At 39.0% G+C, this 14913-nt stretch carries 28 protein-coding genes; all 28 read right to left on the reverse strand.

Features of this window, described 5'->3' with window-relative positions:
* Window positions 1–3: 3 nt before the first annotated feature.
* Window positions 4–438 (reverse strand): 50S ribosomal protein L15, encoded by a 435-nt coding sequence (rplO, locus tag A9G36_RS04500; protein WP_034948019.1) that lies wholly within the window; start codon window positions 436–438, stop codon window positions 4–6.
* 5 nt (window positions 439–443) lie between these two features.
* Window positions 444–623 (reverse strand): 50S ribosomal protein L30, encoded by a 180-nt coding sequence (rpmD, locus tag A9G36_RS04505; protein WP_025314400.1) that lies wholly within the window; start codon window positions 621–623, stop codon window positions 444–446.
* 6 nt (window positions 624–629) lie between these two features.
* Window positions 630–1130: a 30S ribosomal protein S5 gene (gene rpsE, locus A9G36_RS04510; protein ID WP_025314399.1), complete on the reverse strand. Its 501-nt coding sequence runs from the start codon at window positions 1128–1130 to the stop codon at window positions 630–632.
* Between the two features lie 14 nt (window positions 1131–1144).
* The gene (gene rplR / locus A9G36_RS04515) at window positions 1145–1498 is read right to left on the reverse strand and encodes a 50S ribosomal protein L18 (protein ID WP_034948016.1); all 354 of its coding nucleotides are present in this window, start codon (window positions 1496–1498) and stop codon (window positions 1145–1147) included.
* Window positions 1499–1507: 9 nt separating this feature from the next.
* A complete protein-coding gene (gene rplF, locus A9G36_RS04520) occupies window positions 1508–2041 on the reverse strand; it encodes a 50S ribosomal protein L6 (RefSeq protein WP_034948013.1) in 534 nt (177 codons plus the stop codon).
* Between the two features lie 11 nt (window positions 2042–2052).
* Window positions 2053–2445, reverse strand: a complete 393-nt coding sequence (gene rpsH / locus A9G36_RS04525) for a 30S ribosomal protein S8 (RefSeq protein WP_034948010.1) — start codon at window positions 2443–2445, stop codon at window positions 2053–2055.
* 17 nt (window positions 2446–2462) lie between these two features.
* A complete protein-coding gene (gene rpsN, locus A9G36_RS04530) occupies window positions 2463–2768 on the reverse strand; it encodes a 30S ribosomal protein S14 (RefSeq protein WP_025314395.1) in 306 nt (101 codons plus the stop codon).
* 11 nt (window positions 2769–2779) lie between these two features.
* On the reverse strand, window positions 2780–3319 hold the full coding sequence (rplE, locus tag A9G36_RS04535) for a 50S ribosomal protein L5 (RefSeq protein ID WP_034948006.1): 540 nt from the start codon (window positions 3317–3319) through the stop codon (window positions 2780–2782).
* Between the two features lie 17 nt (window positions 3320–3336).
* Window positions 3337–3651 carry a 50S ribosomal protein L24 gene (rplX, locus tag A9G36_RS04540; RefSeq protein WP_034948003.1) on the reverse strand — a complete coding sequence of 105 codons (315 nt, stop codon included), beginning with the start codon at window positions 3649–3651 and terminating at the stop codon, window positions 3337–3339.
* Between the two features lie 10 nt (window positions 3652–3661).
* Window positions 3662–4033 carry a 50S ribosomal protein L14 gene (gene rplN / locus A9G36_RS04545; RefSeq protein ID WP_025314392.1) on the reverse strand — a complete coding sequence of 124 codons (372 nt, stop codon included), beginning with the start codon at window positions 4031–4033 and terminating at the stop codon, window positions 3662–3664.
* Between the two features lie 198 nt (window positions 4034–4231).
* On the reverse strand, window positions 4232–4492 hold the full coding sequence (rpsQ, locus tag A9G36_RS04550; RefSeq protein ID WP_034911151.1) for a 30S ribosomal protein S17: 261 nt from the start codon (window positions 4490–4492) through the stop codon (window positions 4232–4234).
* Between the two features lies 1 nt (window position 4493).
* Complete coding sequence (gene rpmC / locus A9G36_RS04555) at window positions 4494–4685, reverse strand: 50S ribosomal protein L29 (RefSeq protein ID WP_034948000.1); 192 nt, start codon at window positions 4683–4685, stop codon at window positions 4494–4496.
* A complete protein-coding gene (gene rplP, locus A9G36_RS04560) occupies window positions 4686–5096 on the reverse strand; it encodes a 50S ribosomal protein L16 (RefSeq protein ID WP_025314389.1) in 411 nt (136 codons plus the stop codon).
* Between the two features lie 12 nt (window positions 5097–5108).
* Entirely contained in the window at window positions 5109–5846 is a 738-nt protein-coding gene (rpsC, locus tag A9G36_RS04565; RefSeq protein ID WP_025314388.1) for a 30S ribosomal protein S3, read from the reverse strand.
* A 14-nt stretch (window positions 5847–5860) separates the two neighbouring features.
* Complete coding sequence (gene rplV / locus A9G36_RS04570) at window positions 5861–6193, reverse strand: 50S ribosomal protein L22 (protein ID WP_034947997.1); 333 nt, start codon at window positions 6191–6193, stop codon at window positions 5861–5863.
* 13 nt (window positions 6194–6206) lie between these two features.
* Complete coding sequence (gene rpsS, locus A9G36_RS04575) at window positions 6207–6485, reverse strand: 30S ribosomal protein S19 (protein ID WP_024496505.1); 279 nt, start codon at window positions 6483–6485, stop codon at window positions 6207–6209.
* A gap of 19 nt (window positions 6486–6504) precedes the next feature.
* Entirely contained in the window at window positions 6505–7329 is an 825-nt protein-coding gene (gene rplB, locus A9G36_RS04580; RefSeq protein WP_034947994.1) for a 50S ribosomal protein L2, read from the reverse strand.
* Between the two features lie 18 nt (window positions 7330–7347).
* Window positions 7348–7650, reverse strand: coding sequence for a 50S ribosomal protein L23 (rplW, locus tag A9G36_RS04585; RefSeq protein ID WP_034947991.1), 303 nt, complete (start codon window positions 7648–7650; stop codon window positions 7348–7350).
* Entirely contained in the window at window positions 7647–8249 is a 603-nt protein-coding gene (gene rplD, locus A9G36_RS04590; RefSeq protein WP_034947988.1) for a 50S ribosomal protein L4, read from the reverse strand. The genes rplW and rplD overlap by 4 nt, the downstream gene beginning before the upstream one ends.
* Window positions 8250–8265: 16 nt before the next feature.
* Window positions 8266–8892, reverse strand: a complete 627-nt coding sequence (gene rplC / locus A9G36_RS04595; RefSeq protein WP_034947986.1) for a 50S ribosomal protein L3 — start codon at window positions 8890–8892, stop codon at window positions 8266–8268.
* A 31-nt stretch (window positions 8893–8923) separates the two neighbouring features.
* Window positions 8924–9235 carry a 30S ribosomal protein S10 gene (gene rpsJ, locus A9G36_RS04600; RefSeq protein ID WP_006120582.1) on the reverse strand — a complete coding sequence of 104 codons (312 nt, stop codon included), beginning with the start codon at window positions 9233–9235 and terminating at the stop codon, window positions 8924–8926.
* Between the two features lie 369 nt (window positions 9236–9604).
* Window positions 9605–9943, reverse strand: a complete 339-nt coding sequence (gene fdx, locus A9G36_RS04605) for an ISC system 2Fe-2S type ferredoxin (RefSeq protein ID WP_034947983.1) — start codon at window positions 9941–9943, stop codon at window positions 9605–9607.
* A 14-nt stretch (window positions 9944–9957) separates the two neighbouring features.
* On the reverse strand, window positions 9958–11817 hold the full coding sequence (hscA, locus tag A9G36_RS04610) for a Fe-S protein assembly chaperone HscA (protein ID WP_065574090.1): 1860 nt from the start codon (window positions 11815–11817) through the stop codon (window positions 9958–9960).
* Between the two features lie 36 nt (window positions 11818–11853).
* A complete protein-coding gene (hscB, locus tag A9G36_RS04615) occupies window positions 11854–12372 on the reverse strand; it encodes a Fe-S protein assembly co-chaperone HscB (RefSeq protein WP_065569209.1) in 519 nt (172 codons plus the stop codon).
* Between the two features lie 15 nt (window positions 12373–12387).
* Window positions 12388–12711 (reverse strand): iron-sulfur cluster assembly protein IscA, encoded by a 324-nt coding sequence (gene iscA, locus A9G36_RS04620; RefSeq protein ID WP_034947975.1) that lies wholly within the window; start codon window positions 12709–12711, stop codon window positions 12388–12390.
* Complete coding sequence (iscU, locus tag A9G36_RS04625; RefSeq protein ID WP_034947973.1) at window positions 12711–13097, reverse strand: Fe-S cluster assembly scaffold IscU; 387 nt, start codon at window positions 13095–13097, stop codon at window positions 12711–12713. The genes iscA and iscU overlap by 1 nt, the downstream gene beginning before the upstream one ends.
* A 15-nt stretch (window positions 13098–13112) precedes the next feature.
* Window positions 13113–14327, reverse strand: a complete 1215-nt coding sequence (locus A9G36_RS04630) for an IscS subfamily cysteine desulfurase (protein ID WP_065569208.1) — start codon at window positions 14325–14327, stop codon at window positions 13113–13115.
* A gap of 37 nt (window positions 14328–14364) precedes the next feature.
* A complete protein-coding gene (iscR, locus tag A9G36_RS04635; RefSeq protein WP_034947969.1) occupies window positions 14365–14820 on the reverse strand; it encodes a Fe-S cluster assembly transcriptional regulator IscR in 456 nt (151 codons plus the stop codon).
* Window positions 14821–14913 lie beyond the last annotated feature (93 nt).

The following is a 14913-nucleotide window of genomic DNA, read 5'->3' on the forward strand; positions in this document are numbered from 1 at the left end:
TACTTATTCCTCAATTTTTCCGCCAGCAGCTTCAATTGCAGCTTTTGCACCTTTAGTTACTCGAATACCACGAACTGTTACTGGTTTTGTTACTTCGCCAGATAACATAATCTTCGCATATTCAATTTGTGAATTAATCACATTAGCAACTTTCAAGCTATTCAGATCAACAATTTCACCTTCGACTTTCATTAAATCAGAAAGACGAACTTGTGCCGTAACTTGTGCCTTACGTGAGGTAAAACCAAATTTAGGTAAACGACGATATAAAGGCATTTGACCACCTTCAAAGCCGCGACGCACGCCACCACCTGAACGAGATTTTTGACCTTTAATACCACGAGTACCAGTTTTACCTAAACCAGAACCGATTCCTCGACCTAAACGTTTAGATGCATGCTTTGAACCTTCAGCAGGAGATAAAGTATTTAAACGCATTACTATTACTCCTCCACTTTAACCATGTAATAAACTTGGTTCACCATACCTCGAATTGCAGGAGTATCCTCACGTTCAACAGTATGACCAATACGGCGCAATCCTAAACCAACTAACGTTGCTTTATGCTTCGGTAGACGACCAATAGAACTACGCGTTTGTGTAATTTTAATTGTTTTTGCCATGGCTAATTACCCCAAAATTTCTTCGACGGTTTTACCACGCTTAGCAGCAACCATTTCTGGTGATTTCATATTTTCTAAGCCATCAATCGTTGCACGAACCACATTAATTGGGTTAGTAGAACCATATGCTTTAGCTAGAACGTTACGAACTCCAGCAACTTCTAAAACGGCACGCATTGCACCACCGGCAATAATACCAGTACCTTCTGATGCTGGTTGCATATAAACACGAGAACCTGTATGAGCACCTTTAACTGGATGCTGTAAAGTATCATTGTTTAAAGCAACATTAATCATATTACGACGTGCTTTTTCCATTGCTTTTTGGATTGCTGCTGGCACTTCACGTGCCTTACCATATCCAAAACCTACGCGGCCATTACCGTCACCAACAACTGTTAGTGCAGAAAAACTAAAAATACGACCACCTTTTACGGTTTTAGAAACTCGGTTAACTGCGATTAGTTTTTCCTGCAGTTCACCAGCTTGTTTTTCGATGTTTGACATCTTTAACTCCTACCTTAGAACTGTAGGCCAGCTTCGCGAGCAGCATCTGCTAGCGCCTGAACTCGACCATGATATTGGAAACCTGAACGATCAAAAGAAACTTCTTTTATATCCTTCGCTAATGCACGCTCTGCAATTACTTTACCAACTGCTGCTGCTGCATCTTTGTTTCCGGTGTATTTTAAACTTTCTCTGATAGCTTTTTCTAAAGTAGAAGCAGCTGCCAGTACTTCTGATCCGTTTGGTGCGATAATCTGCGCATAAATATGACGCGGAGTGCGATGAACCACCAAGCGAGTTGCAAGTAGTTCATGCATCTTGCGACGCGCTTTAGTTGCACGACGGATACGAGCTGATTTCTTATCCATAGTGTTACCTTACTTTTTCTTAGCTTCTTTAGTACGCACAACTTCATCTGCGTAACGAACACCTTTACCTTTATAAGGCTCAGGACGACGATAAGCACGGATATCTGCTGCAACTTGTCCAATTAACTGTTTATCAGCACTTTTCAGAACTATCTCAGTTTGAGAAGGACATTCAGCGGTTACACCTGCAGGTAGCTGATGCTCAATTGGATGAGAATATCCAAGAGATAAACCAATTTCACTACCTTTAACTTGTGCACGATAACCGACACCAACTAGCTGAAGTTTTTTAGTAAAACCTTCAGTAACACCAATAACCATTGCATTAATTAACGCCCGAGCGGTACCTGCTTGAGCCCAAGCATTAGCAAAACCATCTCGAGGGGCAAATTTAATTTGTCCTTCTTCTTGATTAATAACAACAGCATTATTTATTGTACGAGTTAACTCGCCATTTTTACCTTTAATCGTAATTACCTGACCATTGAGTTTTACCTCTACGCCAGCAGGAATAACGACAGGTGCTTTTGCAACACGAGACATTTTTTTCTCCCTTACGCTACGTAGCAGATAATTTCACCACCAAGACCTGCTTGGCGTGCTGCTCGATCAGTCATAACACCTTTAGAAGTAGAAACAACTGCGATACCTAGTCCTGCCATAACTTTTGGCAATTCATCTTTACGCTTATAAATACGTAAACCTGGACGACTAACACGTTTAATGCTCTCTACAACAGCTTTACCTTGGAAATACTTAAGTGTAATTTCCAGTTCCGGCTTAGTGTCACCAACAATTTTATAGTCCCCGATGTAACCTTCTTCTTTTAGCACATTGGCAATTGCCACTTTTAGCTTAGAGGAAGGCATGGTGACTGCAACTTTATTCGCAGCTTGACCGTTACGAATACGGGTCAACATATCTGCTATAGGATCTTGCATGCTCATCTATAACACTCCCCTGATTACCAACTTGCCTTTTTAAGACCAGGAATCTCACCACGCATGGCTGACTCACGAACCTTAATACGGCTTAAACCAAACTTACGAAGGACGCCATGAGGACGACCTGTTTGACGACAACGACGACGTTGACGTGATGGACTAGAATCACGAGGAAGCGTTTGCAATTTAAGCACTGCATTCCAACGATCTTCATCTGATGCATTAAGATCAGAGATAATCGCTTTTAATTCTTGACGCTTTGCAAAATATTTTTCTGCTAGCTTAACGCGTTTCTTATCGCGTTCAATCATTGATTGTTTAGCCATTATACCCTACCTTACTTACGAAATGGGAAGTTAAAGGCAGATAATAAAGCTCGGCCTTCTTCATTTGATTGTGCACTTGTTGTGATAGTAATATCTAAACCACGAACACGATCAACTTTATCATAATCGATTTCAGGGAAAACGATTTGCTCACGAACACCCATGCTATAATTACCACGACCATCAAAAGATTTTGCGCTTAGACCACGAAAATCTCGGGTGCGAGGAAGGGCAATATAAACTAGACGTTCAAAAAACTCCCACATACGTTCGCCACGTAAAGTGACTTTACAACCAATAGGATACCCTTGACGGATTTTAAAACCAGCAACTGATTTGCGTGCTTTAGTGACTAGTGGTTTTTGACCACTGATTGCAGCTAAATCTGCAACAGCATTATCTAATAATTTCTTATCAGTAATTGCTTCACCCACACCCATATTCAAGGTGATCTTTTCGATCCGAGGGACTTGCATGACAGATTTGTAGCCAAACTGTTCTTGCAGCTTATTTACTACCTGTGTTTTGTAGTAATCATGCAGTTTCGCCATCGTACACTCCAAATTACTTAATTGATTAACTTATTAGTAGACTTATAAAAACGGACTTTTTTACCGTCTTCAAAACGAAAGCCTACACGATCTGCTTTGTCTGTTTCAGGATTATAAATTGCCACATTAGAAACATTAATTGCTGCCTCTTTCTCAACAATTCCACCTTCTTGATTCAGTGCCGGTACAGGTTTTTGGTGTTTTTTCACCAAGTTAATACCCTCAACAATCACTTTACCAGTAGACAAAACGCTTTTCACTTTACCGCGCTTACCTTTATCTTTACCAGTTAACACGATAACTTCATCATCTCGACGGATTTTCGCTGCCATTTCCCGCTCCTTAAAGTACTTCTGGTGCTAATGAAATGATCTTCATAAACTTCTCTGAACGAAGTTCACGAGTGACCGGTCCAAAAATACGCGTACCAATCGGTTGCTCACTGTTATTATTTAAAATAACACAAGCATTACGATCGAAACGAATGACAGAACCATCAGGGCGACGAACACCTTTTCTAGTTCGCACGACAACAGCTTTAAGAACATCACCTTTTTTAACTTTACCACGTGGAATTGCTTCTTTAATGGTAACTTTGATGATATCACCTACCGCTGCATAACGACGGTGCGATCCACCGAGAACCTTGATACACATTACGCTACGTGCGCCAGAATTATCAGCAACATCGAGCCTAGTCTGTTCTTGGATCATTTTAATGCTCCGTTTAAATAAATTATTGTCTAATCTACCTTCATCCACCTCAACAACCATGGATAAGAATAGACAACCAAAAAACCACATATATGTGAGGGCACATAGTATAACACCACTCAAATAAAATGGATAGCATAAAATAAACGGCTACGATTAGCCGCTTATTATATTATGTTCGGTTTTTAATCAAATAGATTAAATCACCGCTTTTTCTACGATTCGAACAAGAGTCCAAGATTTCGTTTTTGATAACGGACGACACTCTTTAATTTCTACAGTATCCCCAATACCACACTCGTTGTTTTCATCATGTACATGCAATTTAGTCGTACGTTTTATGAACTTACCATATAACGGATGCTTCACTTTACGTTCAATAGCCACAGTAATGGATTTATCCATTTTGTCGCTAATAACACGACCTTGCTGAGTACGAATTTTTACTTCAGTAGTCATATTACGCACCCGCCTTCTCAGTTATTAATGTCTTAACACGTGCAACATTACGACGCACTTGCTTTAACATATGAGTCTGTGTCAACTGACCTCCAGCTAATTGCATACGTAAGTTAAATTGCTCACGTAATAAATTAAGAAGTTCAGTATTTAACTCTTCAACGCTTTTTTCGCGTAGCTCTTTTGCTTTCATTTACATCACCGTCTTAATTACAAAGGTGGTTTTAATTGGCAGTTTTGCAGCTGCCAACGCAAATGCTTCACGAGCAACTTCTTCCGGTACTCCGTCCATCTCATAAAGGACTTTACCCGGTTGAATCTGAGCAACCCAGTATTCAACGTTACCCTTACCTTTACCCATACGCACTTCAAGTGGCTTTTCAGTAATTGGCTTATCAGGGAAAACTCGAATCCAGATTTTACCTTGACGCTTAACTGCACGAGTCATTGCACGACGTGCTGCTTCGATCTGGCGCGCAGTCAAACGACCACGACCCACAGCCTTAAGACCGAATGTACCGAAACTAACGTCAGTACTCACAGCAAGACCACGATTGCGGCCCTTGTGCACTTTACGGAATTTTGTACGCTTTGGTTGTAACATCAGCGACGCTCCTTATTGTTTTCGGCCTTTGCGCTGCTTTTTCGGTTGAGCAGCAGGTTGTTTTTCTGCTTGTTCAACGGCAGCCATACCACCAAGGATCTCACCTTTGAAGATCCACACTTTAACACCAATAATACCATAGGTAGTTAATGCTTCAGATAAACCATAGTCAATATCAGCTCGTAATGTATGTAAAGGTACTCGACCTTCACGATACCATTCGCTACGAGCAATTTCAGCGCCGCCTAAACGACCACTTACTTCAACTTTGATACCTTTAGCACCTGCTTTCATTGCATTTTGAACCGCTCGTTTCATAGCACGACGGAACATAACACGGCGTTCAAGCTGAGAAGTGATGCTATCTGCAACTAATTTAGCATCTAGTTCAGGTTTACGAACTTCAGCAATATTAATTTGCACTGCAACATCACGTTTTTCTCTTTTGTCTTTGTATTTATTGACAATAGAAGCTACGGCATTACGTAATTTTTCAACGTCCTCACCTTTTTTACCAATCACAATACCCGGACGAGCAGTATGAATAGTAATGCGAACGTTAGTTTCTGCTGAACGATCGATCACAATTTTAGAAATTGATGCTTGAGCTAATTCTTTATTCAAGAACTCACGCACCCTAAAATCACTTTCTAAATTATCAGCGAATGTCTTTGTACCCGAATACCATGTAGATGTCCAAGGCTTAACAATGCCTAGTCGGATACCATTTGGATTTACTTTTTGACCCATTGCTATTCTCCAGCCTAGCGATCTGAGACGATCACGGTAATGTGACTCGTACGCTTCAAAATGCGATCTGCACGACCTTTCGCACGAGGCATAATGCGCTTCATGGTTGGGCCTTCGTCTACGAAAATTTTCGCAACTTTTAGATCATCAATATCAGCACCATCGTTATGCTCTGCATTAGCAATAGCAGACTCTAATACTTTTTTAACAAGTACAGCCGCTTTTTTATTGGTGTATGTTAAAATATCAAGTGCCTGAGACACATTTTTACCGCGAACTAGATCTGCAACTAAGCGAACTTTTTGTGCAGAAGAACGAGCGTGGCGGTACTTTGCAATTGTTTCCATCTCTTTCTCCTACTTATTTCTTCTTAGCTTTCTTATCCGCCGCGTGGCCGCGATAAGTACGAGTCGGCGCGAATTCACCCAATTTATGCCCAACCATTTCATCGGAAACATAAACTGGAACGTGCTGACGACCATTATGGACAGCGATGGTCAAGCCGATCATATTAGGAAAGATCGTTGAACGACGGGACCAAGTACGAATTGGTTTCTTGTCCCCGCTTTCCACCGCTTTCTCTACCTTCTTCAGCAAGTGTAGGTCAATAAAAGGACCCTTCTTGAGAGAACGTGGCATAGCTAATCCTCTATATTAATTATTTCTTATTGCGACGGCGAACAATATACTTATCAGTACGTTTGTTGCTACGCGTTTTCAATCCTTTGGCTTTTTGACCCCATGGAGACACAGGATGTTTACCAAAGTTACGACCTTCACCACCACCATGTGGATGGTCTACCGGGTTCATTGCTGTTCCACGAACAGTAGGACGAACACCACGCCAACGCGTCGCACCCGCTTTACCTAATACGCGAAGCATATGCTCTGAATTACCTACTTCACCGATAGTAGCACGGCAATCAGATAATACTTTACGCATTTCACCTGAACGCAAACGTAATGTTACATAAGCACCATCACGTGCAACGATTTGAACATAACTACCAGCAGAGCGAGCAAGTTGTCCGCCTTTACCTGGTTTCATTTCAATATTATGTACGGTAGAACCGACTGGAATATTGCGCATTGGTAAACAGTTACCTGTTTTAATTGATGCATCAACACCAGATTGGATCTGATCACCTGCTTTTAAGCCTTTAGGCGCTAAAATATAACGACGCTCACCGTCTTTATATAAAATTAATGCAATATTTGCACTACGGTTTGGATCATATTCCAAACGCTCAACAACCGCTGGAATACCATCTTTATTTCGCTTAAAGTCAACAATACGGTAATGCTGTTTATGACCACCGCCGATATGACGAGTAGTGATTCGACCATTATTATTGCGACCACCAGTTTTGCTTTTTGAATCAAGCAATGGTGCATAAGGTTTACCTTTATGCAACTCTGGGTTAACCACCTTAACAACGTGGCGACGACCCGGAGATGTAGGTTTACATTTAACAACTGCCATTGTTCTTACTCCTCCGAATTACTCAGCGACGCCAGTAAGGTCTAAATTTTGACCTTCTGCTAAAGTTACGTAAGCTTTTTTCCAGTCGCTACGGCGACCGATTTGTTGACCACGACGCTTAACTTTGCCTTTAACAACAAGTGTATTAACGTCATCTACTTTAACTTCAAATAGTTGTTCAACTGCGGCTTTAATCTCTCTCTTAGTAGCATCTTTAGCAACTTTTAATACTAATGTATTTGTTTTTTCCATTGAAATGGATGCTTTTTCAGAAACATGTGGTGCTCGCAGGACTTTAAGCAGACGCTCTTCACGAATCATGCTAACATCTCCTCTACTTGTTTAACGGCATCAACAGTGATAACTACTTTGTCAAATGCAATCAAACTAACTGGATCAATACCTGCCACATCACGCACATCAACTTTATATAAGTTACGTGCTGCTAAGAAAAGATTTTCATCAACTTCAGATGTGATGATAAGAACATCATTAAGATTCATATCATTTAATTTCTGAATTAATAATTTAGTCTTAGGTGCTTCAACAGTAAATGTTTCAACTACAATTAAACGTTCTTGACGCACTAATTCAGAGAAAATACTCTTTAATGCACCACGATACATTTTACGGTTAACTTTTTGGCTATGATCTTGTGGTTTTGCTGCAAATGTTACACCACCACTACGCCAGATTGGGCTCTTAATAGAACCTGAACGAGCACGACCGGTACCTTTTTGACGCCATGGTTTTTTACCTGAACCAGCGATTTCTGCACGAGTTTTTTGTGCGCGAGAACCCTGACGAGCAGCAGATGCATAAGCAACAACTACTTGATGAACTAACGCTTCATTAAACTCACGTCCGAAGGTAGTTTCGGAAACAGAAAGCGCTTTCGCGTCTTTTACTACTAATTCCATCTCTATCTCCTCGACGTTAAGCCTTGATTGCCGGTTTAACAATTACGTCACTATTGATTGCACCTGGTACTGCACCTTTAATTAATAAAAGGTTACGTTCTGCATCAACACGTACAATATCTAAGTTTTGAACAGTTACACGTTCATTACCTAGGTGACCTGCCATTTTACGACCTTTGAACACTTTACCTGGGGTTTGGTTTTGACCGATAGAACCATGACCACGATGTGCCAAAGAGTTACCATGTGTTGCATCTTGAGTGCGGAAATTCCAGCGCTTAGTAACGCCAGCAAAACCTTTACCTTTAGATGTCCCAGTAACATCAACTTTTTTAACGTCAGTGAAAATATCAACGTTAATACTTTGACCTACATTAAATTCGCCTTGTTCAAAACGAAATTCCCATAGACCACGACCAGCTTCAACGCCAGCCTTAGCGAAATGACCTGCTTCAGGTTTATTTACTCGACTTGCTTTTTTGCTACCAGTGGTAACCTGAATAGCTTGATAACCATCATTTTCAAGTGTTTTAACTTGAGTAACGCGGTTACTTTGAACTTCAACTACGGTGACAGGAATAGAAACACCTTCTTCAGTGAAGATTCGTGTCATTCCTACTTTACGACCGATTAAACCAATCATTGTTTCGACCTCTCAATCATACAGCCTAGGATTAACCTAAACTGATCTGCACATCAACACCGGCAGCAAGATCTAGGCGCATTAAAGCATCAACTGTTTTTTCAGTTGGCTCAACAATATCAACTAGACGTTTATGAGTGCGAATTTCATATTGATCGCGCGCATCTTTATTCACGTGCGGAGAAATCAATACAGTAAAACGCTCTTTGCGTGTCGGTAATGGAATAGGACCACGAACCTGCGCACCTGTGCGCTTCGCAGTTTCTACAATTTCAGCAGTTGATTGATCAATCAAACGATGATCAAACGCTTTTAACCGGATACGGATTCTTTGGTTCGACATGAGACCAGAGCTCCACTATTTAAAAGTTATAACAAAAGACTACTCCTCTTACCCTGTTTCGATTGACAGGAGAGTGTAATCCGTTCTTTTCGTAACTCCCATATCGGAAGTATTGTTGATATAATTCAATAATTTTACATATTAATTATACCGTTGTATGCATTTACCACTGATAAGTCAGTAAGTAAAGTGCTAATAATTATACGTAAATAAACAACTAATGCAAGGAATAATTATTAATAAATGACTTGTTTAATAAATAATAAAATTTTTATCGCACACTTTTTTGATTAGATTTGACGCTATTAAATAGCGTCTTATTTGTTAATAAAATAATAATGAGGTAGTAAGTCACTACAAAGTGACTTACTAATGATCTTCTTTGGCATGGTTAAGAGTATATCTTGGAATCTCAACCTCTAAATCTTCGTTTGTAACACGCGCTTGGCAGCTTAGGCGGCTATGAGGTTCAACACCCCAAGCTTTATCTAGCATGTCATCTTCTTGCTCATCACTTTCGCCTAGAGAATCAAATCCTTTGCGAACAATACAGTGGCATGTAGAACAAGCACATGACATTTCGCAAGCATGCTCAATTTCAATATCATTGCGCAATGCTACTTCTAAAATAGATTCACCTTCTTCGGCTTCAACAGTTTTGCCTTCAGGACAAAGATCAGCATTAGGTAAAAATGTAATTTTTGGCATAATAATCTCGTTAGTTAAATATCATCGACGCTATGACCAGTTAAAGCATGACGAATTGACCTATCCATTCGCTTAGCTGCAAAATTTTGTGTTACTTTATCAACAATTTTAATTTGTTTCTCAATTGCATAACTGTCATTTGACTCACTTACAGCTTGTAATTGATGCTTAGCAACTAAAATATGGTTTAATTCACTTTCATTTAATAAGTCAGCATCTTTATCTAAGGCACTTTGTAAGCTTTCAAGCACTCTAGCAGCCTCAACTTTTTGTTCGGCAAGCATTCGAATCTGTTTATCTTGCTCTGCGTAACTGATTGAATCTTGAATCATATTGGCAATTTCATTATCAGTTAGTCCATATGAAGGTTTTACTTCAATAGCAGCTTCAATACCCGTTGATTTTTCCATTGCTGTTACGCTTAATAAACCATCAGCATCAACTTGGAAAGTCACCTTAATGTGTGCGCCACCAGCTGGCATCGGTGGAATACCTTGCAGAGTAAAACGAGCCAAAGATCGACAATCAGCAACACTTTCACGTTCTCCTTGTAAAACATGAACCATCATCGCAGTTTGGCCATCTTTAAAAGTGGTAAACTCTTGAGCTCTTGCACACGGAATTGTACTATTACGTGGAATAATTTTTTCGACCAATTCACCCATGATCTCAATGCCTAACGACAATGGGATAACATCAAGCAATAACATATCAGAATCGGGTTTATTGCCAACCAAAATATCGGCCTGAATAGCTGCACCGATAGCAACTACTTTATCAGGATCGATAGATATTAAGGGATTAGTTTTAAAATAATGCCCTACTAATTCTCGCACTAATGGCACACGAGTAGATCCACCAACCATAACAATTTCAACTACTTCATCCACATTAACTTCGGCATCTTTTAACGCACGGCGACAAACAGCCAAAGTACGTTTAACCAATGGATCAATTAATTGTTGAAATTGCTGGCGAGTAATAGTCAAGGATTGATTATGAAGAGAAAATACAGCCGAGTCTTGTTCACTTAGTAAAATCTTTATTTTAGTAGCTTGGTTGCTGATTTTTTGATTAATATAAGGGTCTATATTATTAGTTAATCCTAATTTCTCTTTTATATAGTCAGCAAGTAACCGATCAAAATCATCACCGCCAAGAGCTGAATCACCACTTGTTGCTAGAACTTCAAAAACACCTTTATTTAATCGTAAAATAGAAATATCAAAAGTACCACCACCCAAATCATAAACAGCAATTATACCTTCCTTTCCTGAATCTAAGCCGTACGCAATTGCAGCTGCTGTAGGTTCATTAAGTAGGCGCAATACATGCAAACCGGCTAATTTTGCCGCATCTTTTGTTGCTTGCCGTTGTGCCTCATCAAAATAAGCCGGCACAGTAATAACCGTGCCATCAATTTCACCTTGCAAGCTCTCTTTTGCTCGCTCAGTTAACGCTATCAAAATTTCTGATGAAACTTGTATTGGATTTACTTGCTCATTAGGCAAATTTAATAAAGGAACCCCATTTTCAGTTTGTGAAAAAGTATATGGAAATTGTGATGAATCTATATCAGATAAACTTCGCCCCATTAATCGCTTAATAGAGCTAACTGTATTTTGCGGATCATTCACAGCATTTTCTTTGGCATTTGTCCCAATCGTGATAACAGAGTTATCATCATGATCGACGCCATAATGCACAACGGATGGCAATAGCGGATTACCTTCTAGATCATGCAATACCTCTGCTTGTCCGCTTCGTACTGTTGCTACTAATGAGTTAGTTGTACCAAGATCAATTCCCACAGCAAGGCGGCGCTGATGTGGTAGTGGAGTTTGTCCTGGTTCGCTGATCTGTAATAATACCATTTAATCTATCTCTATCGATACGTTACTTATCTTAAATTATAAATCAAATTGCTTTTCTTGTAACTTTTCGATTTGTTCAATCAATCTGGCAAAATAGCGAATTTTATAGATCTGATTAAGTGCTTTTGACCAATCTTGATTAGCAATAAATTGTAATAATTCGTTATAGACTATCTTTTGACGAGCAACAATTTCCGCATAAAAATCATCTAATAATTCAAAATTATCTTTACTTTCGATATCATCAAGTCTTTCACGTAAAACAAATTGCTCCATTAAAAAATCAGTATCATGAATAATACTTTGTTCAGTTGCTACATCAAAACCTTGTAGAGATAAAAAATACTCAGCGGCTTTAATAGGATTTTTTAACGTATGATAACCATCATTAATGATTGCTGACTTTTGAACAATTGCCACTTTATCAATATCATTTACAACAGCAAAGTTATCTGGGTGATATTGCTTTTGCAATTGCTGATAATGAGTTGTTAGTTGAGCGACATCAACCGGCAATTGAACTGGCAAACTAAATAGCTCGAAGTAATTAACCATAATTATTGTGTCCAATTACACATTAAAGCTTTCGCCACAACCACATTCGTTCTTCGTATTAGGATTATTAAACTTGAAACCTTCATTTAATCCTTCTTTAACAAAATCAAGTTCAGTACCATCAATATAAACTAAACTTTTTTTATCCACGATAACTTTGACATGTTTATCTTCAAAAACACTATCATCATCATTAATCACATCGGCAAACTCTAAAACGTAAGCCATACCAGAGCAACCCGATGTTTTAACACCTAATCGTAACCCAATGCCCTTTCCACGATTAGCCAAAAAAGCTTGAACACGATCAGCTGCGCTATTAGTCAATGTGATTGCCATTAACGTTGTCCTTTTTTGGTTTTATAATCATCAATAGCAGCTTTAATTGCATCTTCCGCTAGAATTGAGCAGTGAATTTTAACCGGAGGTAAAGCAAGTTCTTTAGCAATATCCGTATTTTTAATAGCTTTTGCTTCGTCTAATGATTTACCTTTTATCCATTCTGTAACCAAAGAACTCGATGCAATCGCACTACCACAACCATAAGTTTTAAACTTAGCATCTTCAATAATACCGTTATCATTCACTTTGATTTGTAGACGCATCACATCACCACACGCTGGTGCACCAACCATACCACTACCAACATTAGGATCATTTTGATCAAACGAACCAACATTACGTGGGTTTTCATAATGATCAACGACTTTTTCACTATATGCCATAATTTACTCCCAATTTTAATGTGCTGACCATTTAATCTTTGTTAAATCAACGCCATCTTTAAACATTTCCCAAAGCGGCGATAAATCTCTTAATTTTCCGATAGATTGTTTAATTAATTTAATAACATAATCAATCTCTTCTTCCGTTGTGAAACGACCAAGAGAAAAACGAATTGAACTATGAGCAAGTTCATCATTAAGCCCTAATGCTCGTAATACATAAGACGGCTCTAAGCTAGCAGATGTGCATGCAGAACCAGATGAAACAGCTAAATCTTTTAAAGCCATCATCAACGATTCACCTTCAATGTAAGCAAAACTCACATTCAGGATATTTGGCACACTGTGCTCCAAAGAACCATTTAAATAAACCTCTTCAATGTCTTTTAAGCCATTCCATAAACGATTCTTTAAGGCTAATAAACGAGGCATTTCAGTTGCCATCTCTTGTTTAGCTATATGATATGCTTCCCCCATACCCACAATTTGATGCACAGGTAAAGTACCAGAGCGCATACCTCGTTCATGACCACCACCATGCATTTGCGCTTCAATACGTACACGTGGTTTACGTCTTACATAAAGTCCGCCAATACCTTTTGGCCCATAAATCTTATGGCCTGAAAATGACATTAAATCAACTTGTAAATTAGCTACATCAATTGGTAATTTACCAACAGACTGAGTTGCATCAACATGAAAAACAATGCCTCTTTCACGGCACATCTCACCAATTTTTTCGATGTCTTGTATTACACCCGTTTCATTATTGACATGCATAATTGATACAACTGTTGTATCACTACGTATAGCTGCAGCAAGTTTATCAAGATCAAGAATCCCATCGGATTCTGGCGTTAAATAAGTCACTTCATAACCTTCTCGCTCAAGTTGGCGACAAGTATCAAGCACGGCCTTGTGCTCCGTTTTACAAGTAATAATGTGCTTACCTTTGGCTTGATTAAAATGAGCAGCACCTTTGATTGCTAAATTATCTGCTTCAGTTGCCCCTGAAGTAAAAACAATTTCGCGTGAATCAGCACCAATAAGATCGGCAATTTGATTACGGGCAATATCAACAGCTTCTTCAGCTTGCCAGCCAAATTTATGGGAACGAGATGCTGGATTACCGAATATACCGTCTGGCGTTAAATACTGCATCATTTTTTCAGCAACTCTAGGATCTACAGGCGTTGTTGCTGCATAATCCATATAAATAGGTAGTTTCATTAATTACTCCCAATGAAAAATTCTGTATTCTATTTTATTAATTAATTTGAACGTGTTGTATATTACTTTGTCGGTTAGCTACTTCTTTCACTTCTTCATTATTGACTAACTCGCTTAACGTAATACTTGTTAAAAAATCTTCAATTCGTTCACTTAAATCATTCCAAAGTGTGTGTGTTAGGCATCTAACACCACCTTGACATCCGTCTTTGCCATGGCATTTTGTCGCATGCACTGTTTCATCAACAGCTTTAACAATTGCACTAATTGCAATTTGATCCATACTACGACTAAGTATATAACCACCACCTGGACCTCTAACACTCTGCACCAAACCATTTTTACGTAAACGAGCGAACAGTTGTTCAAGGTAAGAAAGCGATATTTCTTGACGTTCTGAAATATCAGCAAGTGATACAGGACCTGAATCAGAATGCAACGCAACATCCAGCATTGCAGTTACCGCATATCGCCCTTTTGATGTCAACTTCATTAATTATTCCCCTCAACATGATAAAGTACATTTTATATAACCTTTTAATTTAGTCAAGTATTTAGTTGAGTATTTTAGTAGGAATTAAATAAC

Source organism: Gilliamella sp. Choc6-1, assembly GCF_001690385.1.
Taxonomy (GTDB): Bacteria; Pseudomonadota; Gammaproteobacteria; order Enterobacterales; family Orbaceae; genus Gilliamella; species Gilliamella apicola_A.